A 21,994-nucleotide genomic window follows, 5' to 3' on the forward strand; every position below is an offset into this window, starting at 1 on the left:
AAAAAAGGAGATTATGATGAGAAATCATAGAGGCTTCCATGAGGAAATTCAGCAACAACAAAAACTTTATCCAACATCACATCGCATTCAACCGGTCAGCCCAAAAGAATATGCAGAGGTTTTGACTTTACATACGGCAAAACAACTGAGCGAGACATTTCAAACACTTGTGGATCAAGATCAATATGAACAAGCGATTCAGCTGAGCGAGAAGGTTGCCTCTCAGCTTGGACAACATACGAATTTTTCATTACCACTTTCCACAGTGCTTTATAGTTTAAATGAAATGGAACTTCCTATTTCAGAGGAATTTTCTCTACATCGTCTGAAACTGCTAGGAAATCATCAAACTCATGATAACTTTTTCAAAGCATTAAAACACGAAATGTTAACGGCGGATCGGGTAGACTTTATGGTTAGTTTCACAAGGTGGTCTGGTGTTCAGCTTTTGATCCCTCCGCTTCAGGAGCTTGCTAAAAGACATGTCCCTGTACGCATCATTACATCTACCTATATGGGTATTACAGAACCGAAGGCGTTAAGACATCTTCTTCAATTTGAAAATGTTGAGTTGAGAATTGTAAATGAATATAAAAAATCTTTCCATACGAAAGCATACTTATTTGAACGCTGTTCTGGACAGCATAGTGTCATTGTAGGATCTTCAAATCTATCACAAGCTGCACTTACGACCGGGTATGAGTTAAATGTTAGACTACCTGAAACCAAATATCTCCCCGTTTATCAACAAACAAAAGATTTGTTTGACACTATTTGGAATGAAAAGACACAGCCTGTTGACGAACAATTTTTACAAGCCTATGAGGAATTCCAAGCAGGAAGCCAAAAGGTAAGTGCTTCCTTTGCTGCTCAAAACTCTCTTTACAAAACGAAAATGTCCCCGAATGCCATGCAAAAGGAAGCGTTACGAAACCTTAAAAAAACAAGAAACGAAGGGGAGACAAAGGCAGTCATCATCGCCGCCACTGGAACCGGAAAAACATTTTTAGCAGCATTTGATTTTGAACAATTTAAACCAAATAAATATCTTTTTCTTGCCCACCGGGAAGAGTTACTTACAAAAGCAATTGAAACATTCCAGAAAGTCACAAATAATCATGAAGATTTTGGTTTATTGACTGGAACGAAAAAAGAAGGAGATAAACGTTTTCTATTTAGCACAGTACAAACGTTACATAAAAAAGAAACATTGGAATCCTTTTCAACAGATGAATTTGACTACATTGTGATTGATGAATTCCATCATGCAGAAGCATCTACTTATCAAGCTGTATTAAACTACTTTACACCAAAGTTTTTATTAGGTTTAACTGCAACTCCAGAGCGCCTTGACGGTAAAGATGTGCTTCAGATTTGTGATCATAATGTTGTTTACGAAATTAGACTCCGCGATGCCCTAAAGGCAGAGCTACTTGCGCCATTTCACTATTTTGGAATTTCAGATCATACTGTAGGTTACGAAAAAGTAAAAGTGAAAAATGGGCTGTACGAAGAGAAATCGCTAGTAGATCATTTAAAAACTCATAAACGAGTAGAATATATCATCAAAATGATCAACATGTATGGTTTTTACGGCGAGAAAATGGTTGGCTTAGGTTTCTGTACAAACGTCGAACACGCAATATACATGAGTGATGAATTTAACAAATTGGGTTTTTATACAACTTACTTAAAAGGCAATGATTCTCCTGCAAAAAGACAAGAGGTCATTCGCCAATTGGAGGACCCGCATCACAGTTTAGAACTTATATTTACAGTAGATATTTTCAACGAAGGAATAGATATTCCAAAGCTCAATCTACTATTGTTCCTTAGACCAACAGAATCACCAACGATTTTCATTCAGCAATTAGGACGGGGACTTAGAAAAACTGACGACAAAGAGTTTGTAACGATACTGGATTTTATCGGAAACTATCAAAAGTCATTCGTTATTCCACTCGCACTATCTGGACAAACAAGTCAAAAATCGTTTGATAAAGATTCCCTCCGAGTGGCTGTGACGCATGAGTTTTCAGATTTACCTGGAGGATCTTATGTTGACCTTTCAGCCGTAACGAAGAAAGAAATTTTAAATAAGATCGATCATATTAAACTAAATTCAGATGCCATGCTGAAAACGTTATACAAGCAATTTAAACAAGAGCTAGGACGCTCTCCAGAATTAATTGATTTTCTATACTCTGAACAGGCACCTGGGCTTACCTTTTTTATAAAGAAATACAAATCGTGGGTACAGACCAAAAAGAAAATGGACGATTTGAATGTTACAGATGAAGGGATTCTCAATAACCCCTTGGTTGTAGGGATAGTAGCAAAATTAGAACAGCAATTACCTATTAAATGGCCTTATGAATGGTTAATTTTACAGAGCGGTTTTCACAAAAATATCATCACAATAGAAGATGTAAAAGAATCGTTAGAAAAACAGTTTCATATTCAAATCACAACAGATACACATGATGACCTCATTCAGCGAGCAATGGAGCGTTTAACGAAATCAGATCAAAAACAGAATTGGCGCTTTGGTACATTACAAGGTGATACATTCAAGTTAGATCCAGTAGTAAGCGAGATTTTAACCGATCCATTATTCGGACCGTATATTAAGGAGCGCGTCCACTATGGACTGATTGAATTTAGACGTATGAACAATATAGAAGCCCTTGCTTCAAGAGAGATTAAGCTTACAATGTATCAAACCTACACAAGAAATGAGCTCATTTATCTTTTTCAGTCAACTGACCAGGAAGGGACTTGGCGAGAGGGTGTACGTAGAGTTAAAAATCACTATTTAATCTTTATCAATTTGAATAAGTCAGAAAAAGTAGAAGATCATTTGCTATATAAAGATTATTTTATTGATCCTAGCCATTTTCACTGGCAAAGTCAAAACCAAACCTCACATACATCAAGCGTAGGGCAAAACTTAATTCACCATAAGGAAAAAGGATACCATATTCATTTATTTGTGAGGAAATTCACTGAAATGCACAACATCACTTTACCATTTATTTATGTAGGAGAAGCGGATTATGTATCAAGCCACGGAGACAAGCCAATGAATGTCAAATGGAAGCTCCATCAGCCTGTCCCAGAAAACTTGTATGTGGATTTAACGAATTAAAGCAGATACGGTCGGAAGATCAGCGGGTGCCCACTCTAGTGATTCTAGCTCACGAATAGGCACCCATCTGAATTCCGCATGCTCTTTCGCTACCGGCTCTCCTGATACAATCTTCGCTTTTATTGAAATTAAATTGACGATGACCTTCTCATATTCATGATGAATATCGGCTATCACATCGCCCGCAACAATTTTACAGTCAAGTTCCTCTTCAATTTCTCTTACAAGTGCTTCCCGAGCATTCTCTCCTTCTTCAAGCTTTCCACCAGGAAACTCCCACAGATTAGGAAGAGACATTGTTGGTGAACGTAGAGCACATAGAATTTCATTGTTTTCATTTTGTATGACTGCGGCGGCTACTTTTATTGTTTTTTTCAAAATTAAACTTCCTTTCGTTTTTTCTTAGGTATGTATTCATATTTTTGTTTTCAATTTTATACTATTCATTACAAATGATAGAGGTTGAGTCCATCATAATTCAATTAGTTTATTAAAAGCAATAGAAGTTCATTCTCCTAATTAGAAATAAAAAAGCACCCTCCAAACTGGAGTAGGTGCTTTTTTATTTCACTCCCCAAACAGCCTCCCCATCACCGCTCAGCACACTAAACGTCACAACTTCTTTCTCTCTCGCTGAGTCCCATTCTTTCAGGAAGACGCCGTCATAATTTGTGCCGTTCAGGTTGATTCGGGCTTTGCTGCTGTCCGTTATTGTCCAGGTTCCGGTCATTTCCCCGGAAATGGTGCCGTCGTTGTTAAGCCGGATGTTTTTTGGGGTTTTGATCGTAGCTGTAATGTCTTTTCCGTGCTGGATGAGTTTGTAAGTTCCGGATGCGGCGGCCGCCGGAATGTGTGTATCCGGTTCTCCCGCATAGCGGTATGGCGCTGCAACGGGCCATCCGTCTTTGTTCATGTACAGCCGATGTACTCTGACTTCGTGCTCTTCTCCTCTGTTCGGGAAACGGGTGTGGAAAATGAGGTATGATCGTTTCGTTTTCTCGTCGTAAAATACGGAGTTGTGTCCCGGCGATACGTAGCCCGTGCCTTTTTCAGATTGTGAGGCGAAGCTGTAGCCGCCCATGAGTTTGACCCCGTACGGTTCAATTGCTTTGTCGTCGAAGAAACTGCCGTCTTTTCCTTTGGCGTCAAGCATGTTATGGCCTGCGGCGTCATAGTACGGACCGTCCGGATTTTTAGAGCGCGCCACACGCATATGATAACCGCCGGCTGTGTCAAGTCCGCCGAATGACAGATACAGATAGTAATATTTCGTTTCCGGATTGTAGCTGATGTACGGGCCTTCGATTCTGCTGTGATTTCCGCCGAGCAGTTTTTTTCCGTAGCCTTGGTTCGGGAGCGGGAAACCGGTTTTCGGATTCATTTCCAGTATAAAAATCCCTCCGGAGTAAGAGCCGTACACCATCCAGAGCTTGCCTTTATGGTCAAAAAACGTTTGCGGATCTACGACGTTCGGATGAACGTTTGCATTATACGTCGTGCCGTCTTCGCTTTTTCCTTCCATGCCCGATTTCAAAAAGATGCCTTTGTTTTTGTAGGGCCCTTCGATGTTGTCACTCACGGCGACACCGAGAGCGGATCGCGGCGAGTCTCCTTTACAGGCGTTATAGTACATGTAAAATTTCCCGTCAGCCAGCTGGGCGACATCCGGCGCCCACAGCGTATCAGACTGGGCCCAGTCGAATGTCTCTTTTAATTCGGTGTAGACGTTCGGGATCAGGGGATTATTGGGATTGACGCTCGAAGACAGTTGCTGCCACTGCATCAGGTTTTTCGACTTGGCGGAAGCCAAATGCGAGCCGAATACATAATATGTATCGCCTGTTTTGATGACGGACGGATCATGCACGCTGACCTCTGAAAAAACCGGATGCTGGGCTTTTGCCTGCGGCAGAGTGAACCCGATGACCGCTGCTGAGACCAGGCACACACGAAAGAAACTGGTTTTCATTTTCTGAAATCTCCTCGCTCTCTTCTTTTCTTAAAACGCTTTCAAGACAACGCTCCATTTTATGATGCGGATGGCGGAAATATGTGATCAACAGCGCCGGCTTCACGATGTACCGCTTTACTTCGATAGCAATCTGATTTGTGAAAGACTGGAAAAAAAGTTTTGACTTCTGATTCGCAAACACTTAATATAAAAAACAGTTACTAGTTATCAGAATATTTAAGAATTGAGTGAAGCATATATGACCTTACACAAAGACCGCCGCATCGGGCGATTGTCCGTCCTTCTTCTGCTTCATGAGACTGAAGAAAACCAGCAGATCAGCCGGCTGGAACGGGACGGCTGGAAAGTCTGTCTCGGCAGAGTGGGTTCAATGGATGCGCATAAGGTGGTAGCCGCAATTGAAACCGCTTCCAAAAAGAGCGGCGTCATTCAATCTGAGGGTTATCGCGAATCACATGCGCTGTATCATGCCACAATGGAAGCTTTGCACGGAGTGACGCGGGGCGAAATGCTGCTTGGCTCGCTGCTTCGTACCGTGGGCCTGAAGTTTGCCGTCTTGCGGGGAAATCCGTATGAAAGCGAGGCGGAAGGCGATTGGATCGCCGTTTCACTTTACGGCACGATCGGAGCTCCGATTAAGGGGCTTGAGCACGAAACATTCGGAGTCGGAATTAATCACATATGAATCAGCCCATAGATTTCAGATGATAGGGGGCTATGCGTGAAATATCATTTTCATGGCATAGCTCCTTTTTGTATGGGCGCTTTACCAAAGTAAAGGAAAAGGGGTTGAAATGATGGTGACGTTAGACGGTTCCTCACTGACAACCGCAGATGCCCAGCGTGTGCTGTTTGATTTTGAAGAGGTTCAAGCATCTGCCGAAAGCATGGAACGTGTGAAAAAAAGCAGGGCGGCGGTTGAACGGATCGTTCAAGAGGAGAAGACCATTTACGGGATTACGACGGGATTCGGCAAGTTCAGCGATGTGCTGATTCAAAAAGAAGACGCCGCGGATCTGCAGCTGAATCTGATTCTTTCTCACGCGTGCGGCGTCGGTGATCCGTTTCCGGAATCTGTATCGCGGGCCATGCTGCTTTTGCGCGCCAATGCCCTGCTGAAAGGCTTTTCCGGCGTGCGGACTGAGCTGATTGATCAACTGCTCGCGTATCTCAATCATCGCATTCACCCGGTCATCCCGCAGCAAGGGTCACTGGGGGCGAGCGGGGATTTGGCGCCGCTTTCTCATCTCGCACTGGCGCTTATCGGTCAAGGCGAAGTCTTTTACGAAGGGGCCCGGATGCCGACAGCTCATGCTTTAGAACAGACAACCCTTCAGCCGGCCGTCCTGACCTCTAAGGAAGGACTCGCGCTGATCAACGGAACGCAGGCCATGACCGCGATGGGGCTGATCGCTTACCTCGAAGCCGAAAAGCTGGCCTATCAGTCGGAACGGATTGCGAGCTTAACGATCGAAGGCCTTCAGGGCATTATCGATGCGTTTGACGAGGACATTCATGCCGCCCGCGGTTATCAGGAACAGATGGATGTCGCAGAGCGAATCCGCTATTACTTGTCAGACAGCAAGCTGACGACCGTCCAAGGGGAGCTGCGTGTCCAGGACGCCTATTCGATCCGCTGTATTCCTCAAGTCCACGGCGCATCATGGCAGACATTAGCGTATGTAAAAGAAAAATTAGAAATTGAGATGAATGCCGCGACAGATAACCCGCTCATTTTCGAAGACGGCGCCAAAATCATCTCAGGCGGAAACTTTCACGGACAGCCGATCGCCTTTGCCATGGATTTTCTCAAAGTGGCGGCGGCCGAGCTTGCGAATATTTCTGAACGCCGGATCGAACGGCTTGTGAATCCGCAGCTGAATGACCTGCCGCCCTTTCTGAGCCCGCAGCCCGGCTTACAATCCGGAGCGATGATCATGCAATATGCGGCGGCCTCCCTCGTGTCAGAAAATAAAACCCTGGCCCATCCCGCCAGTGTCGATTCCATTCCTTCATCGGCAAACCAGGAGGATCACGTCAGCATGGGAACCATCGCCTCAAGGCACGCCTACCAGATCATCGCGAATACGAGACGGGTGCTTGCCGTTGAAGCTATTTGCGCGTTGCAGGCCGTGGAGTACCGGGGTGCGGAACATTGCGCTTCGTACACAAAACAGCTCTATCACGAAATGAGAAACATCGTGCCGTCCATACAAGAAGACCGCGTGTTTTCTTATGACATCGAGCATCTGAGTGACTGGCTGAAGAAGGAGTCTTTTCTGCCGAATGAGCATCACCAAAAACTGATGACCAATGAAGGGGGACTTACAAGATGACTGATGTAAAGAAATCAATCCGCGCCGGCCGCGGCACCGAACTTGAATGCTTAGGATGGGAGCAGGAAGCCGTGCTCCGCATGCTCCGAAACAACCTTGACCCGGAGGTTGCCGAAAAGCCGGAGGATCTGATCGTATACGGCGGCATAGGCAAGGCCGCACGAAACTGGGATGCTTTTCACGCGATTGAGCGTTCCCTCAAAATGTTAAAAGATGATGAAACACTGCTGATCCAATCCGGAAAACCTGTCGGATTGTTCCGCACGCACAGCCGCGCGCCCCGCGTCCTGCTGGCTAATTCGGTTCTCGTGCCGAAATGGGCGGATTGGGAGCATTTCCATGACCTTGAGAAAAAAGGACTGATGATGTACGGGCAGATGACGGCCGGCAGCTGGATTTATATCGGCTCACAAGGTATTCTGCAGGGCACCTATGAAACCTTTGCGGAGCTTGCGAGACAGCATTTCGGCGGCAGTCTGAAAGGAACCCTTACGCTGACGGCCGGACTTGGCGGAATGGGAGGCGCCCAGCCGCTGTCCGTCACAATGAATGATGGCGTCGTCATCGCCGTTGAAGCGGATGAAACACGGATTGATAAACGCATTGAAACAAACTATTGCGACCGTAAAACAGCATCAATTGACGAAGCGCTGCGCTGGGCCGAAGCAGCCAGACAAGCCGGAGAGCCTTTATCGATCGGCCTTCTCGGCAATGCGGCTGAGGTGCATCATGAGCTTTTGAACCGCGGGGTCCATATTGACATCGTGACCGATCAGACTTCCGCTCACGACCCGCTGATCGGCTATATTCCGGCAGGATACTCACTTGAAGAGGCCGACCGCCTGCGCCGGGATCAGCCTGAATTATACGTAAGGCTTTCCAAGCAGAGTATGAAAAAGCACGTGGAAGCCATGCTCGCCTTCAAGAAAAAAGGTGCCGTCGTCTTTGATTACGGCAACAATATCCGCCAGGCTGCCAAAGATGAGGGTCTCGCCGATGCTTTTGATTTTCCGGGATTCGTTCCCGCCTACATCCGTCCTTTATTTTGTGAAGGAAAAGGGCCGTTCCGCTGGGCCGCGCTGTCGGGAGACCCTGAAGATATATACCGCACGGACGCTTTATTAAAAGAGCTGTTTCCAGAAAATCAAGCCCTTCACCGCTGGATTGACATGGCGCAGAAAAAAGTCACATTCCAAGGCCTGCCGTCCCGTATTTGCTGGCTCGGCTACGGTGAACGGGAAAAGATGGGGCTCGCCATCAATGAATTGGTCAGAAACGGCGAGCTGAAAGCCCCGATCGTCATCGGCAGAGACCATTTAGACTGCGGATCTGTCGCCTCTCCGAATCGGGAAACAGAAGCGATGAAAGACGGAAGCGACGCGGTCGGCGATTGGGCGGTGCTGAACGCGCTGATCAACACGGCCTCAGGCGCAAGCTGGGTTTCTTTTCACCACGGCGGGGGCGTCGGCATGGGGTATTCCCTTCACGCGGGAATGGTCGCGGTCGCTGACGGCAGCATCCTTGCGGAACAGCGGCTTTCCCGCGTTCTGACAAGCGATCCGGGAATGGGCATTATCCGCCATGCGGACGCAGGTTATGAAAAAGCGGCTCAAGTCGCCGAGGAACAAGACATTATGATACCGATGAAAAAGGAGCGGTAACATGCCGAAACAAATAGATACCATACTCACCAACATCGGCCAGCTGCTGACGATGGAATCCGGCGGCCCCCGATCAGGCGGAAGCATGCAGGATCTTCATGTCACGGAAGATGCCGTCATCGGCATTTCCGACGGGCGCATTGTTTTTGCCGGACATCAAGGAGCGGAGGATGGATACGAGGCAAGTGACATCATCGACTGCGGGGGACGGCTCGTCACCCCCGGCCTCGTCGATCCCCATACCCATCTTGTATTCGGAGGGTCCCGGGAAAAAGAACTGAATTTAAAAATTCAGGGCATGTCCTATTTGGATATTCTGGCGCAAGGCGGCGGCATTTTGTCAACGGTCAAAGACACGAAAGCCGCTTCCGAAGAAGAACTGATTGAAAAAGGGCTTTTTCACCTCGGACGCATGCTGTCATACGGCATCACGACGGCAGAAGTAAAAAGCGGGTACGGACTCGACAAAGACACGGAGCTGAAACAGCTGACCGCGGCGAAGAAACTGGGCGAACGCCAGCCGGTCGACCTTGTCACGACCTTTATGGGGGCACACGCCATTCCGCCTGAGTACCGGAACAGCCCTGACGAATTTCTGAATCGCATGCTGCAGCTTTTGCCTGAAATAAAAGAAAAAGGCCTCGCGCAATTTGCCGATATATTCACAGAAACAGGCGTCTTTACCGTCAGCCAGTCACGGGACTACCTGAAAAAGGCGTCTGAAGCTGGTTTCGGCCTGAAAATCCATGCTGATGAGATTGACCCGCTCGGCGGCGCGGAATTGGCGGCAGAGCTGCATGCTGTTTCTGCCGATCATTTGGTGGGGGCGTCTGACGAAGGCATCGAAAAGCTAGCGGCGTCCGGAACGATCGCCGTCCTGCTGCCGGGCACGACTTTCTATCTCGGCAAACACACTTATGCGAGAGCCCGGGAGATGATTGATGCGGGCGTACGGGTCAGTTTGGCGACTGACTTCAACCCGGGCAGCTCACCGACGGAAAATCTCCAGCTCATTATGTCGATTGCCGCGCTTCATTTAAAAATGACCGCGGAAGAAATCTGGCACGCTGTCACCGTTAATGCCGCGTATGCGATCGGAAAAGGCGAAGAGGCCGGACAAATTAAAGCCGGACGGGCGGCTGACATTGTCATTTGGGAAGCGCCGAATTACATGTATATCCCGTATCATTACGGCGTCAATCATGTCCGCCGTGTCATCAAGAATGGAAAGACGGTTGTCTCAAGGGAGGGAGCCGCTCTTGGATAAGTATCCGTTTCTGCAAAAAGCCGGCTCCCTCTTCAACGACCGCCATGTGACAAGGATCGGCGATGTGACGGAAGCGTGGGCGGGACAAACGATCAAGGGGCCGGCTTTGATCGGCGTTCCGCTTTCTAAGTCGTCAATCAGCCATTCCGGCGCCTGCTTTGCACCCGGTGCGATCCGCCGGGCGCTCGGCGGGATTTCCGCTTATTCCGCGGAGCTGCGGGAGCATGTCATTGACCATCTTTACGATATCGGTGATATTCAGATTCACGTCACGGATGTCGTCACATCTCACGAACACATTTATCGGACCATTCATGACATTCTGACGGACCAGCCTGACTGGGTGCCCGTCATTCTCGGCGGCGACAACTCCATCAGTTATTCCACCATTAAAGCCATTGCGGAAACGAAAGGAACAACGGCCGTCTTTCAATTCGACGCCCACCACGACGTCCGCAACACAGAAGACGGAGGACCGACAAACGGCACGCCATTCCGCCGGCTGTTAGATGAAAATATCATAAGCGGACAAAATCTGATTCAGCTTGGAATCAGGGAGTTCAGCAACAGCTTGGCATATGAACAATATGTAAAAGAACGTCAGGCAGACGTGCATACAATGGAGATGATCCGTGAGAAAGGGCTCCTCCGAACGATACAAGAGGTCTTGCCGGCCGTTCAAAAAAGAGCTGACGCCATTTTTATTTCGGTTGATATGGATGTGCTGGATCAAGCTCATGCGCCCGGCTGCCCCGCGATCGGCCCCGGAGGTCTGTATACCGAGGAACTGCTTCAGGCGGTCAGGTTTTTAGCCCAGGAGGCTGACATCTCGGGTATTGAGATCGTTGAGGTTGATCCGACACTTGATTTTCGCGATATGACAAGCCGGGCAGCCGCACACGTCATTTTACATGCATTAAAGGGATTTAAATTGTCACGTTAAAGTCAAATCCGGCACGCGTGCTCTCGGCTGCCGGAAGATTCTCACGCCACGCAAAAAGGGGGAGATCACGATGGATGTTGATCAAGGCGGCAATCAACTAAAGCGCACGATGAAAAGCAGGCACTTATTTATGATCTCATTGGGAGGGGTCATCGGCACGGGGCTGTTTTTGAGCACAGGGTATACATTGAGCCAGGCCGGGCCGGGCGGGACGATCGCCGCTTACCTGATCGGCGGCTTGATGATGTATCTTGTCATGCAGTGTCTCGGAGAATTGTCAGTAGCCATGCCTGTGACCGGTTCATTTCAAACGTATGCGACAACGTTTATCGGGCCGTCCACGGGCTTTATGGTCGGTATCATGTATTGGGTGAATTGGGTGGTGACGGTAGGATCGGAGTTTACAGCTTCCGGTATCCTCATGCAGCGCTGGTTTCCCCACAGCAGCGTCTGGATGTGGAGCGCGATTTTCGCGGCTCTCCTTTTTGCCGCCAATGCATTCTCCGTTAAATTGTTTGCAGAAACAGAGTTTTGGTTTTCCAGCGTCAAAATCGTTACCATCCTTTTATTTATCATCTTAGGCGGCGCCGCGATGTTCGGTTTGATTTCATTGCACGGTTCGGGTGAAGCTCCGATGCTGTCGAATTTCACCTCGCACGGCGGACTGTTTCCGAACGGCTTTCTTGCGGTTTTCATTGCAATGATTTCCGTAAGCTTTGCCTTTTCAGGGACGGAGCTGATCGGAATTACAGCGGGTGAAACCGCCAATCCGGCAAAAGATATTCCGCGTTCGATCCGGAATGTCGCCTGGAGAACGGTCATCTTTTTTATCGGCGCCATTTTTGTGCTGTCCGGACTGATCTCCTGGAAGGAAGCCGGTGTGATTGAAAGCCCGTTTGTCGCGGTCTTTTCCCAAATCGGTATCCCATACGCCGCAGATATCATGAACTTCGTGATTTTAACGGCTTTGCTTTCGGTCGCCAACTCCGGACTGTATGCTTCCACCCGGATGCTGTGGTCTCTTGCGAATGAAAACATGATCAGCGCCCGGTTCAAAAAAGTCACACCAAAAGGCATTCCGCTGAATGCTCTGCTCGCCAGCATGGCCGTTTCCTGCATATCCTTGATCTCAAGCATCGCCGCCCCGGGCACGGTCTACGTGGTGCTCGTGGCAATAGCCGGATTTGCCGGCGTCGTGGTGTGGATGAGCATCGCCCTGTCTCAGCTGTTATTTCGAAAACATTATGTGAAAAACGGCGGACGCGTCTCGGATCTGACCTTCCGCACACCGTTATACCCTCTCGTTCCGATCGCCGCTGTGATCTTATGTTTCGCTTCATGCGTAGGCCTTGCATTTGATCCTAATCAAAGAATCGCCCTCTTCTGCGGAATTCCTTGTATGATCCTGTGCTATCTCATTCGTTTTTTGAGAAAGAAACAGCCGAAACAATCCGTCCGTGACATTCATTTGGATAAAACCATGCCATAAAAAAAGGCACATACTGATGAGGTATGTGCCTTTCTTCTCTTATTCCGTAATCAGCGTATGAATCAGTTTCGGCGCTTCCGCTTTTTCTGAGATGCGGATGTTGTCATAGACTTTGGCGGTCACGTCTTCAACGTTTTCGCGGTTGGCGTAAAGGGTGACGAGCGGCTCGCCTTTTTCGACGTTGTCACCGACTTTTTTGCGGAGCATAATGCCGACGGCAAGATCGATTTCGTCCTCTTTTGTCGCACGTCCCGCGCCCAACAGCATCGCTGCGACGCCGATTTCGTCAGCGACGATTTCTGAAACGACACCCGCTTCTTTTGCCGGAACGTCAATTTTGTACGCCGCCTGCGGAAGTTTGGACGGATCGTCAACGACAGAAGCGTCTCCTCCCTGATTGCTCAGGAACTCTTTGAACTTTTCAAGCGCTTTGCCGTTTTTCATGACTTCCTGAAGCTTTGTTCTCGCTTCTTTCAATGTCTCAGCTTTTTTCGCCAATACGACCATTTGGCTGCCGAGCGTGAGGACGAGTTCGTTTAAGTCTTCAGGCCCTTCCCCTCTTAATGTATCAATGGCTTCTTGTACTTCCAGAGCATTCCCGATCGCAAAACCGAGCGGCTGCGACATGTCAGAAATCACGGCCATCGTCTGGCGGCCGACGTTGTTTCCGATGCGGACCATTGCTTTGGCGAGGTTCACGGCGTCTTCATCCGTTTTCATAAACGCGCCCGCGCCCGTTTTGACGTCAAGCACGATGGCATCTGCTCCGGCGGCGATTTTTTTACTCATAATTGAGCTTGCGATCAGCGGGATGGAGTTCACCGTACCCGTTACATCACGCAGCGCATACAGCTTTTTATCGGCAGGCGTCAAATTGCCGCTTTGTCCGATGACGGCTACCTTGTCGCGGTTCACAAGCTTGATGAATTCATCTTTTGATAATTCCACGTGGAAGCCTTCGATCGCTTCCAGCTTATCAATGGTTCCCCCCGTATGGCCGAGACCGCGGCCGGACATTTTAGCGACGGGAACGCCGAGCGCCGCGACGAGCGGTGCGAGTACGAGAGTTGTCGTGTCGCCGACCCCGCCCGTAGAGTGCTTGTCGACCTTAATGCCTTCAATGGCGGAGAGATCAATCGTTTCCCCTGAATTCACCATCGCCATTGTCAGATCGGCGCGCTCCTGATCCGTCATATCCTGAAAGTAAATCGCCATAGCCAGCGCGCTTGCCTGATAATCAGGGATGCTTCCGTCCGTGTATCCTTTTACGAAAAATTGAATTTCTTCTGTTGTCAGTTCTTTTCCATTTTGTTTTTTTACAATAAGATCTACCATTCTCATGATCTATCACCTGTCCTTCATTTATGTTCAGTGAATCAATCCGACGATCGCCGCTGTCAGGAAGCTGACGAGCGTTGCGCCGTACAGCAGCTTCAGCCCGAACCGCGCGACGACGTTTCCTTGTTTTTCATGCAGCCCTTTCACCGCACCGGTAATGATTCCGATAGAGGAGAAATTCGCGAATGAGACAAGGAATACAGATACCACTGCCTGTGTATGCGCACTGAAATGGAAATCGCCGGATGAGAGTGTCTGCATCGCCACAAATTCATTCGATACCATTTTCGTCGCCATAATGCTTCCGGCGCTCACCGCTTCATTCCACGGAATACCGGTTAAAAACGCAAACGGCGCGAATACATATCCGAGCAGCGCCTGGAATGTAATGCCGAAGACCGCATTAAAAACGCCGTTGACCAGAGCAATGAGTGCGACAAATCCGATCAGCATCGCCGCTACAACGACGGCGACTCTGAATCCATCCATTATATACTCACCGAGCACTTCAAAAAAGGATTGCTTTTCTTCTTCAGGAACGACGATCAAATCCTCTTCTTTGCTGACAGTGTACGGGTTGATGATAGAAGCGATGATAAATCCGCCGAATAAGTTCAGCACAAGCGCCGTCACGACGTATTCAGGCTTCAGCATCATCATGTAAGAACCGACGATCGACATTGAGACCGTCGACATTGCGGATGCGCAAAGCGTATATAAGCGCTGTTCAGTAAGATAACCGAGCTGTTTTTTCAAACTGATAAAGACTTCTGATTGCCCTAAAATCGCGGATGCGACAGCGTTGTAAGATTCGATTTTCCCCATTCCGTTCACCTTGCTTAACGCAAGACCGATATACTTCGTGATGAAGGGGAGGACCTTCCAATGCTGCAGAATTCCGATTAAAGCGGATATAAAGACGATCGGCAGAAGCACGCTCATGAAGAACGTCGTCTGTTTCGCATTCACAAGCCCGCCGAATACAAAGTTAATCCCTTCTGATGCATATTCCAGCAAGTAGTTAAATCCTTTTGCAAAACCGCCGACAAGAAAATTCCCGATACCGGTGTTGAGGAGAATATAACCGAGAATCAGCTGCAGCACGAGCATGACGGCGATCGGCCGGATTCTGATTCTTTTTTTGCCGTTGCTGGCAAGCCAGGCAAGACCTAAAAACACAATGATTCCGATAATTCCGATGAGATACTTCATATGTGTTCTCCTTTTATTTGTATTCGCTTACAATTTTTTATGCATCAACAAAGAAAGAGGATGGCGGAAGCTTTCGGCTTCCGCACTGCTGATTAATAGTCGCTGCTGCCGCTGTCTCCGCCGCTCACGATAGAGACGCCCGCACTTGCGCCGATCCGGCTCGCGCCCGCAGCGATCATGCTGTCAACATCAGCTTTTGTTCTGATGCCGCCTGATGCTTTGACCCCGATGTCCGGTCCGACTGTTTTTCTCATAAGAGCGATATCTTCAGCCGTTGCCCCGCCTGTAGAAAAACCGGTAGACGTTTTGACGAAATCTGCGCCTGCGGATACCGCCAAGCGGCACGCGCGCTCTTTTTCTTCATCTGTCAAAAGGCATGTTTCGATGATCACTTTGACGAGCGCTTTTTTATCAGCTGCTTCAACTACCGCACGGATATCAGCTTCAACCGCTTCATCATCGCCGTCTTTTAATGCGCCGATATTGATGACCATGTCAACCTCAGTTGCCCCTTTTGAGATGGCATCCTTCGTTTCAAATGCTTTTGTTTCCGATGTCGTTGCGCCGAGAGGAAATCCGATAACGGTGCAAACGTCAACTCCAGTGCCTTTCAGTTCCTCCGCTGCGAGTTTGACCCAAGTCGGGTTTACACAAACGGAAGCGAATTTATATTCTTTTGCTTCTTTTATCAGTTGTAAAATATCCGCTTTTTGTGTATGCGGTTTCAAAGCAGTATGGTCTATTTGACTTGCAATTGACATTGTATGCACTTCCTTTTTCCTAGGATACGTTTAGAATAACCGAATTTTGAACATATGTAAATTGGTAATTGAAATTATGTTCATGAATTGTCACAATTCTTGAATGAGTTTTTTGGCCGTATGCTGATCGGTAATCAAAACGTTGGCGTACTTTCCTTTCAGGGCACCGTGAATGGCTTTGCATTTTCTGCTGCCGCCCGCCACCAGAATCGAACGCTCTTTCATTTTCAAGTCGCTGAGCTCGACTCCGATCGTCCTGCCGTTAATGCTGCTGCTGCAAATCCTGCCTTCCTCGTCAAAAAAACGCGAACAAATATCGCCGACTCCGCGTGCTTTCAGCAATTGTTTCTCTTCTTCCCGGAAATAGCCGAGTCTGAAAAGCAGCGCCTCATCCCGGACGGTTCCGACCGTAAACAGGGCGATATTGGCTTGTCTGCCCATTTCAATGATCCGCTTAATATGTCTGTCCCGTTCGACCATCTGTTTCACATCGGCGCTGTCAAATATAACCGGCAGCGGCAAATACCTCGGCATGGTCTGAAATGCTTCGGCGAACAGCTGAATCGTTTCTGACGAGTACGTATTAACATTGGAATGACTGATGCCGCCTTTCAGCTGCACGACTTCAACGCTCTTTACCTGCTTCGGCTCCATGCGGCTTGCGATCTGGTACATCGTCGTCCCCCAGCTTACGCCGAGTATATCGCCGTCCTTTACGGTTTTATGCATATAGTCTGCGCCATAGCGGCTTAAGTAATGTGTAATGGCCTGGTAATCGTCGCTTGGAGAAAAGACGACGTGCGCCTCAAGCAGCCCGTATTTTTCTTCCAGCTTCGCGCCGAGTTCGTCCAGATCCTCAAACGGGTCCATGACGCGAATTTGAACATACCCTTTTTCCTTTGCGTACTGAAGCAGCCTTGAAACGGTGGGGCGTGACAGATCAAGCCGTTCGGCGATCTGCTGCTGGCTGTAATCTGATTGATAATATAGTTTTGCCGCTTCTATGCTGAGCTGCTGTTTTTCACGATCCATGTCGCGCCTCCCCTCTCCGCTTATCATATCACCAAAACACGCGGTAAAAAAGCACCCTCTGATGGGGTGCCTATTTTTTCAGCACAAGCTCCTGAATCGCATGCGCCACGCCGTGTTCGTTATTTGATTTCGTTTCAAAATCAGCTATCTCCCTTACTTCCGGGATGGCATTGGCCATTGCCACACCGCAGCCGGCCCACTGAATCATGGACATGTCGTTGCCGTTATCGCCGATTGCCATGACGTCTTTCTGTTCAATGCCGAGTTTTTCGGCCAGCAGCTTGACTGCGTTTCCTTTACTGACTTTCGGGTGAAGAATCTCATGGAAGAATGGCGCGCTTTTGACCATTGTGTATATTTCCTTGAATGATTCCGGAATGGAAGCGATCGCTTTCTCCAGCTTGTCCGGATCGTCAATGAACATGACTTTCGGAATCAGAATATCCTTCGGCACTTCATCGATCGTGCGGAAATGAAGCGGCACTTTCGTAATGTATGATTCGTATACCGTGTATTCACTGATATCCCGGTTCGGCGTGTACAGATTGGCTGTGTCAAAGTAATGCATCGGAGTATCCAGCTGTAAGCTCAGCTCGTAAAGCGACTTCAAATCCTCATAACCTAATGACTGCTCGGCCACGACACCGTTTGTATACGTATTTTGTACGAGTGCGCCGTTATAGGCAATCACAAAGTCGCCTTCTTCCTGTAAGTTCAGCTCTTCCAAATACCGACGCACGCCGCCGATCGGCCGGCCCGTGCACAGGACGATATTGACCCCTTCCGCTTTGGCGGCATCAAGCGCCCCGCGGACTTCAGCCGTCACTTCATGATGATCGTTTAGTAGTGTTCCGTCCATATCTATTGCGATTAACTTGTACATCCTGCATCTCCTTTGTATCCTTTTCTTCTTATGCTTTCATCATATCGCTTTTTCGTTTCAATGAAAAATCAAACGGACGAGTTTCTCCGCCTTCTCTTCGTATACCGGGCCTGCCTCCGGATGCGGGGCCGTCTTTTCCCCTTGTCAGCTTGTTCGCCGCCGTCATCTGTTTTCTGCTTCAAGAGCATCAGCCCCGCCGCAAAGAAAGGGACGGCCGCTATGTCCAGAAGGGCAAGCTTTATTCCCATCGCTGCGGGAAAGTATGCCCATAATGAACGGCTGTTCCGCCTGATCATGATATAAGAAACGATTTCCAGCAGGATAAACAGAGCGTTCACCCACAAGTAAATGAGCATTGCCGCAAACAGAAACAGCAGGAGCGTATTCCGCAGCGTGCCGGAAAACAGAAGAGCGCGCATCATATCAAAGAATGAAAAAGACTGCATGCTTCCGTTGACGACATTGGGATTGTAAATGGTAAAACGCCCGAACTGATCAAAAAGCATAAAAAATAACCATAACAGTGAAAACCATTGAATGATATGTACGATGACACCCGTCAAAACGAGTCTGTCGGCAGCCTTATTTCTCATGTGCATCCTCCCCGCCGGTTTTTATTCTTGTCATTGTTTTTGTTTCTCCGTATATCTTCCAAATGAGCGTACCGTTTTTTCCTCTTTTCAACGTGCTTTTGACGGGGTGCGGATGGCCGAGGTATTCAATCTCGATCGTCCCGTCCGTGTTTTGTGAGATCACCTTGTACACATCTGAGGGCATGGCAACCTCGCCGCGGCCTTGAATGACCTGCTTTGTCAGCACGCTGTCTTTCGTAAACGTGACGGTTTCAGATCTGACCCCGTCCATCGGGCCCGGCTTCAGCCCTGCATCCCATGTCCCGTAATAAAAAGGGGTATCGTCTGCTTTCTTTTGCGAGCAGCCTGTTATCATGACGCATCCGAAAACAAGAACCGTCATGATGAAAATCCGTATGTTCCGCAACATGATCACCTTCCTTTGAAGCTTTTTTACGCCTGTAACTTAGGCGGATGCCGTGGCACTGTGCAATTGACTACATAGTGTATAAAGACTTCACTAGATAAGGAGAATGATGAATGAACCCATATCAGTACTACACCCCGCCTGCCTATTTCCCTCAGCAGCAGGAATACGAAGTGAACCGCGTTGAGTATGAGCCGTATCAGCAGCAGGAAAGCTATTATTATGCGCCCCCTCAGTCCGAAGAGCGGCAGCCGACAGGTTTAGAACGGAGAGTCGCCCAGCTTGAAAGACAAAACGCCGAGCAAACGAGAGAGCTCACCCGCCTCTCACAAGAAGACCAGCGCCAAAACCGGGAAATCACGCGTATGAATGAGCAGATCAGACGGCTGAGCCAGTCCATTGAAATCCATACCCGCCGCTTAAACCGTTTGAATCAGCGCCTGCGCGCAGTCGAAAACAGACTCAATATTCCTTTTCACGCTACAGAAGGCGGCTTCTGAGAAAAAGGGCCGGAATACAAAGCTCGACAGGCCATCCCGAGCCTTGTATTCCGCTCTGTACATAACAGGTAAATATTTGAATCCTTTTCTTGCATGAATGCCTCTCCTATTCTTTCACATGATAAATGTGTAAAATCAATCACTCCAGGAGGTTTTCATGATGTATCAAAACCAATACAGCGGAAATCAGCTGCAGCAATGCCGCCAAACAGCACAGCAGCTTATTCAGCAGACACAGCAAAGCAGTCAGCAGTACAAGCAAATGCTCCAGCAGGAACAGCAAAACATTCAAATGCTTCAGCAGATGCTTAACCATGAACAGCATGCCGTTCATACCATTCAGCAAGCGCTGCAGGGGCATGAAGCGGCCATTCAGAAATGCCAGCAAATCGTGAATGTGTGCAATCAGCTTCAGCAGGAAGTAAGCGGACACATGCCTGCACCGATGGCAAACGCTAATGTTTCTTCATTCCCGCAAACACAGCATCACACACCGTTTCAGCAGCATTCATACCAGCAATAGGCCGGTCATGCAAATGACAAAGCGCGAGATACCGGCTTTGTCATTTGTTTTTATCTCTGTTTTGTCAGATCAATGCGATGAGCGGGTTTTCCGCCGAATTTTGCTTCCGCCTCATGCCTTACCGCTTCAAACGCTCTTGCTTCGACGTTTTGTTTAAACACATCAAGCTGTATCAAATAAGCCGCCCGCACTTTCAGCCCGTGGATGATGGAGATGACCCATAAAGGCAGCACGATATACACGCCCGGCGTGCTCGGCAGCACAAAAGCAATTGCTAAAATAATAAAATAGATAAGTCCGTATTTCAGCCATTTTTTGTTCTTAGCCCGGTAGCCGATATAGAAAAAGGCCAAGAAAGCGGTCAGCGCAAACGGCGCAAAAGTCAGCAGCAGCCACCAGCTGTGCAGCACTTCCCACCAAGTCCCTCTTTTCGTAATCAACATTCATTCCTCCTCCTTTACTACTATAACATGGATAATCAAGGAAGGTTTTCTATAAAAAATATAGACGGAATGACGTCTTCCTGCTATATTAATAATGATAATCATTATCACTGAAATAGGGGGATCATTATGAAGAAACAATCATGGCTGATCGGCCTGGCACTTCTGCTTGTTTTCGCATTAAGCGCTTGCAGCGGCGCGAAGGAAAACAACGGATCGGCATCAGGCAAAGGAAAGACAGACATGCGTACATATGAATCAACAAAAGGAAATATTGACATACCCGCACATCCGAAACGGATCGTCACTGACTTTTATGCGGGTGAGCTGCTGTCCGTTGACGCAAATGTCGTCGGGGCGGGCTCATGGACTTTCAAAAATCCGTTTATCAAAAAACAGCTGAAAAACATTACTGACATCGGCAATCCCGTCAATGTGGAGAAAGTGATGCAGCTGAAGCCTGATTTAATCGTGCTGATGAAGGAAGACCAATACGAGAAACTATCGAAAATCGCACCGACGATTGTCATTCCTTTTAACACCGCAAAGAATACGAAAGATACGGTCAGCCTATTCGGCGACATTGCCGGGGCGAAGGATAAAGCCAAAAGCTTTATGGCAGACTTCAACAAAAAAGCCGAAGCGAATCAAAAGCGCCTCAAAAACGTGATCGGCAAAGACGAGACAGTCGGCCTTTATGAAACGACGGATAAAGGCGAGATCTGGGTTTTCAATGACAATTCCGGTCGCGGCGGCCAAGCCGTTTATAACGCGCTCGGATTGAAAGCGCCGACCAAAATTGAAAAAAACATCATGAAAACAGGCGCCATGAAACAGGTTTCCCAAGAGGTCATCCCTCAATATGCGGCTGATTATATGTTCATTACTGATTACAATCCGAATGGAGAAAGCAAAACATTTGAGCGTCTGAAAGATTCATCCGTTTGGAAAAATCTCGATGCCGTAAAACACAATCGTGTCTTTATCAACGATTTCAACACCTTCTATCCGTATGACCCGATTGCCGTCAGCAAACAGATGGATATCATCACCGACATGCTGATCAAACGGGCTGAAGAAAATAAAAAATAAAAAAACGGCACAGTCATGACACTGTGCCGCTTTTCATGTTCACTTTAACTTTGACTGTACGGAGCCCGGCATATCTTCAAATCTGACTTCTTCCCAGGTCTCGACATACTTTCCTTTCGCCTTCACCTTCAAATACGCGTTCTTCCGAAGGTCTTTCCCGGCGAAAAAGGTCACTTCTTCTTTTTTCCCGGATGCGTTATATCCGTCTAATGTATACTCAGTACCGCCCGGGCTAAGATGTTTGCCATCTCGATCAATCTGTACATAAACATCTTGCTGGTGAATAAACGGATTAAATCTGTCTGTAACATCATTATGAAAAAAGAGAAGTCCGTATATGACGGCAGCGGCCGCCAAGACGGCCAGGATTGCCAATGCTTTTTTCATCTTTGCAC

Annotated in this window: 21 protein-coding genes; 10 read left to right on the forward strand and 11 right to left on the reverse strand. The window is 48.0% G+C overall.

Features of this window, described 5'->3' with window-relative positions; genetic code table 11:
• Window positions 1–16: 16 nt before the first annotated feature.
• Window positions 17–3,148, forward strand: a complete 3,132-nt coding sequence (locus BXO87_RS09990; RefSeq protein WP_038460415.1) for a DUF3427 domain-containing protein — start codon at window positions 17–19, stop codon at window positions 3,146–3,148.
• Here the strand turns inward: BXO87_RS09990 and BXO87_RS09995 are convergent.
• A complete protein-coding gene (locus tag BXO87_RS09995; RefSeq protein WP_021494688.1) occupies window positions 3,137–3,526 on the reverse strand; it encodes a (deoxy)nucleoside triphosphate pyrophosphohydrolase in 390 nt (129 codons plus the stop codon). The two genes, BXO87_RS09990 and BXO87_RS09995, sit on opposite strands and share 12 nt — an antisense overlap.
• Window positions 3,527–3,710: 184 nt before the next feature.
• Window positions 3,711–5,117, reverse strand: coding sequence for an arabinan endo-1,5-alpha-L-arabinosidase AbnB (gene abnB, locus BXO87_RS10000; protein WP_038460419.1), 1,407 nt, complete (start codon window positions 5,115–5,117; stop codon window positions 3,711–3,713).
• A gap of 241 nt (window positions 5,118–5,358) precedes the next feature.
• Between abnB and hutP the strand changes: the two genes are divergently transcribed.
• From hutP to BXO87_RS10030, 6 genes are all read left to right on the forward strand, one after another.
• Complete coding sequence (hutP, locus tag BXO87_RS10005; protein WP_004393292.1) at window positions 5,359–5,805, forward strand: hut operon transcriptional regulator HutP; 447 nt, start codon at window positions 5,359–5,361, stop codon at window positions 5,803–5,805.
• A gap of 112 nt (window positions 5,806–5,917) precedes the next feature.
• A complete protein-coding gene (gene hutH, locus BXO87_RS10010) occupies window positions 5,918–7,456 on the forward strand; it encodes a histidine ammonia-lyase (protein ID WP_007407811.1) in 1,539 nt (512 codons plus the stop codon).
• Window positions 7,453–9,117: a urocanate hydratase gene (gene hutU / locus BXO87_RS10015; RefSeq protein ID WP_012118819.1), complete on the forward strand. Its 1,665-nt coding sequence runs from the start codon at window positions 7,453–7,455 to the stop codon at window positions 9,115–9,117. Before hutH ends, hutU begins: the two co-directional genes overlap by 4 nt.
• Window position 9,118: 1 nt before the next feature.
• A complete protein-coding gene (hutI, locus tag BXO87_RS10020) occupies window positions 9,119–10,384 on the forward strand; it encodes an imidazolonepropionase (RefSeq protein ID WP_042635630.1) in 1,266 nt (421 codons plus the stop codon).
• Window positions 10,377–11,327, forward strand: coding sequence for a formimidoylglutamase (gene hutG / locus BXO87_RS10025; protein WP_017418560.1), 951 nt, complete (start codon window positions 10,377–10,379; stop codon window positions 11,325–11,327). Before hutI ends, hutG begins: the two co-directional genes overlap by 8 nt.
• A 70-nt stretch (window positions 11,328–11,397) precedes the next feature.
• Entirely contained in the window at window positions 11,398–12,816 is a 1,419-nt protein-coding gene (locus BXO87_RS10030) for an amino acid permease (RefSeq protein ID WP_007407815.1), read from the forward strand.
• A 39-nt stretch (window positions 12,817–12,855) separates the two neighbouring features.
• On the opposite strand, the gene BXO87_RS10035 is transcribed toward BXO87_RS10030, so the two are convergent.
• The 7 genes from BXO87_RS10035 to BXO87_RS10065 all read right to left on the reverse strand — a co-directional run bounded on the left by BXO87_RS10035 (window position 12,856) and on the right by BXO87_RS10065 (window position 19,044).
• Entirely contained in the window at window positions 12,856–14,157 is a 1,302-nt protein-coding gene (locus tag BXO87_RS10035; RefSeq protein ID WP_020958064.1) for a pyrimidine-nucleoside phosphorylase, read from the reverse strand.
• Window positions 14,158–14,184: 27 nt separating this feature from the next.
• Window positions 14,185–15,366 carry a NupC/NupG family nucleoside CNT transporter gene (locus BXO87_RS10040; protein ID WP_004393280.1) on the reverse strand — a complete coding sequence of 394 codons (1,182 nt, stop codon included), beginning with the start codon at window positions 15,364–15,366 and terminating at the stop codon, window positions 14,185–14,187.
• A gap of 92 nt (window positions 15,367–15,458) precedes the next feature.
• Window positions 15,459–16,127, reverse strand: coding sequence for a deoxyribose-phosphate aldolase (deoC, locus tag BXO87_RS10045; protein WP_004393277.1), 669 nt, complete (start codon window positions 16,125–16,127; stop codon window positions 15,459–15,461).
• 90 nt (window positions 16,128–16,217) lie between these two features.
• On the reverse strand, window positions 16,218–17,159 hold the full coding sequence (locus BXO87_RS10050) for a sugar-binding transcriptional regulator (protein ID WP_007407818.1): 942 nt from the start codon (window positions 17,157–17,159) through the stop codon (window positions 16,218–16,220).
• Between the two features lie 70 nt (window positions 17,160–17,229).
• The gene (yidA, locus tag BXO87_RS10055; RefSeq protein WP_047936325.1) at window positions 17,230–18,042 is read right to left on the reverse strand and encodes a sugar-phosphatase; all 813 of its coding nucleotides are present in this window, start codon (window positions 18,040–18,042) and stop codon (window positions 17,230–17,232) included.
• Window positions 18,043–18,110: 68 nt separating this feature from the next.
• A complete protein-coding gene (locus BXO87_RS10060) occupies window positions 18,111–18,635 on the reverse strand; it encodes a hypothetical protein (protein WP_015240896.1) in 525 nt (174 codons plus the stop codon).
• Window positions 18,625–19,044, reverse strand: coding sequence for a lipocalin family protein (locus BXO87_RS10065; protein WP_007407821.1), 420 nt, complete (start codon window positions 19,042–19,044; stop codon window positions 18,625–18,627). Before BXO87_RS10065 ends, BXO87_RS10060 begins: the two co-directional genes overlap by 11 nt.
• Before the next feature lie 110 nt (window positions 19,045–19,154).
• Here BXO87_RS10065 and BXO87_RS10070 point away from each other — a divergent pair, with 110 nt between their 5' ends.
• Both BXO87_RS10070 and BXO87_RS10075 read left to right on the forward strand, forming a co-directional pair.
• Window positions 19,155–19,541, forward strand: a complete 387-nt coding sequence (locus BXO87_RS10070) for a hypothetical protein (RefSeq protein ID WP_007407822.1) — start codon at window positions 19,155–19,157, stop codon at window positions 19,539–19,541.
• A gap of 160 nt (window positions 19,542–19,701) precedes the next feature.
• Window positions 19,702–20,064: a hypothetical protein gene (locus tag BXO87_RS10075; RefSeq protein ID WP_007407823.1), complete on the forward strand. Its 363-nt coding sequence runs from the start codon at window positions 19,702–19,704 to the stop codon at window positions 20,062–20,064.
• 50 nt (window positions 20,065–20,114) lie between these two features.
• Here the strand turns inward: BXO87_RS10075 and BXO87_RS10080 are convergent, their stop codons facing one another.
• Complete coding sequence (locus BXO87_RS10080; protein WP_007407824.1) at window positions 20,115–20,507, reverse strand: hypothetical protein; 393 nt, start codon at window positions 20,505–20,507, stop codon at window positions 20,115–20,117.
• Between the two features lie 129 nt (window positions 20,508–20,636).
• Between BXO87_RS10080 and BXO87_RS10085 the strand changes: the two genes are divergently transcribed.
• A complete protein-coding gene (locus BXO87_RS10085; RefSeq protein WP_076851317.1) occupies window positions 20,637–21,599 on the forward strand; it encodes an iron-hydroxamate ABC transporter substrate-binding protein in 963 nt (320 codons plus the stop codon).
• A 39-nt stretch (window positions 21,600–21,638) separates the two neighbouring features.
• Here the strand turns inward: BXO87_RS10085 and BXO87_RS10090 are convergent, their stop codons facing one another.
• Window positions 21,639–21,986 carry a YxeA family protein gene (locus BXO87_RS10090; RefSeq protein ID WP_004393256.1) on the reverse strand — a complete coding sequence of 116 codons (348 nt, stop codon included), beginning with the start codon at window positions 21,984–21,986 and terminating at the stop codon, window positions 21,639–21,641.
• Between the last annotated feature and the right edge of the window lie 8 nt (window positions 21,987–21,994).

The organism is Bacillus sp. GZB, from assembly GCF_001975995.1.
Lineage (GTDB): Bacteria > Bacillota > Bacilli > Bacillales > Bacillaceae > Bacillus > Bacillus velezensis.

Excerpts from the sequence above, each read along its gene's own strand:
- BXO87_RS10075 (WP_007407823.1), top strand. The coding sequence starts at position 19,702 with ATGTATCAAAACCAATACAGCGGAAATCAGCTGCAGCAATGCCGCCAA.
- deoC (WP_004393277.1), bottom strand. The coding sequence starts at position 16,127 with ATGTCAATTGCAAGTCAAATAGACCATACTGCTTTGAAACCGCATACA.
- BXO87_RS10040 (WP_004393280.1), bottom strand. The coding sequence starts at position 15,366 with ATGAAGTATCTCATCGGAATTATCGGAATCATTGTGTTTTTAGGTCTT.
- BXO87_RS10090 (WP_004393256.1), bottom strand. The coding sequence starts at position 21,986 with ATGAAAAAAGCATTGGCAATCCTGGCCGTCTTGGCGGCCGCTGCCGTC.
- BXO87_RS10070 (WP_007407822.1), top strand. The coding sequence starts at position 19,155 with ATGAACCCATATCAGTACTACACCCCGCCTGCCTATTTCCCTCAGCAG.
- hutU (WP_012118819.1), top strand. The coding sequence starts at position 7,453 with ATGACTGATGTAAAGAAATCAATCCGCGCCGGCCGCGGCACCGAACTT.
- BXO87_RS10050 (WP_007407818.1), bottom strand. The coding sequence starts at position 17,159 with ATGGATCGTGAAAAACAGCAGCTCAGCATAGAAGCGGCAAAACTATAT.
- BXO87_RS10080 (WP_007407824.1), bottom strand. The coding sequence starts at position 20,507 with ATGTTGATTACGAAAAGAGGGACTTGGTGGGAAGTGCTGCACAGCTGG.
- BXO87_RS10085 (WP_076851317.1), top strand. The coding sequence starts at position 20,637 with ATGAAGAAACAATCATGGCTGATCGGCCTGGCACTTCTGCTTGTTTTC.
- BXO87_RS10060 (WP_015240896.1), bottom strand. The coding sequence starts at position 18,635 with ATGAGAAATAAGGCTGCCGACAGACTCGTTTTGACGGGTGTCATCGTA.
- BXO87_RS09990 (WP_038460415.1), top strand. The coding sequence starts at position 17 with ATGAGAAATCATAGAGGCTTCCATGAGGAAATTCAGCAACAACAAAAA.
- BXO87_RS10065 (WP_007407821.1), bottom strand. The coding sequence starts at position 19,044 with ATGTTGCGGAACATACGGATTTTCATCATGACGGTTCTTGTTTTCGGA.
- hutI (WP_042635630.1), top strand. The coding sequence starts at position 9,119 with ATGCCGAAACAAATAGATACCATACTCACCAACATCGGCCAGCTGCTG.
- BXO87_RS10035 (WP_020958064.1), bottom strand. The coding sequence starts at position 14,157 with ATGAGAATGGTAGATCTTATTGTAAAAAAACAAAATGGAAAAGAACTG.
- hutH (WP_007407811.1), top strand. The coding sequence starts at position 5,918 with ATGGTGACGTTAGACGGTTCCTCACTGACAACCGCAGATGCCCAGCGT.
- BXO87_RS10030 (WP_007407815.1), top strand. The coding sequence starts at position 11,398 with ATGGATGTTGATCAAGGCGGCAATCAACTAAAGCGCACGATGAAAAGC.
- hutP (WP_004393292.1), top strand. The coding sequence starts at position 5,359 with ATGACCTTACACAAAGACCGCCGCATCGGGCGATTGTCCGTCCTTCTT.
- abnB (WP_038460419.1), bottom strand. The coding sequence starts at position 5,117 with ATGAAAACCAGTTTCTTTCGTGTGTGCCTGGTCTCAGCAGCGGTCATC.
- yidA (WP_047936325.1), bottom strand. The coding sequence starts at position 18,042 with ATGTACAAGTTAATCGCAATAGATATGGACGGAACACTACTAAACGAT.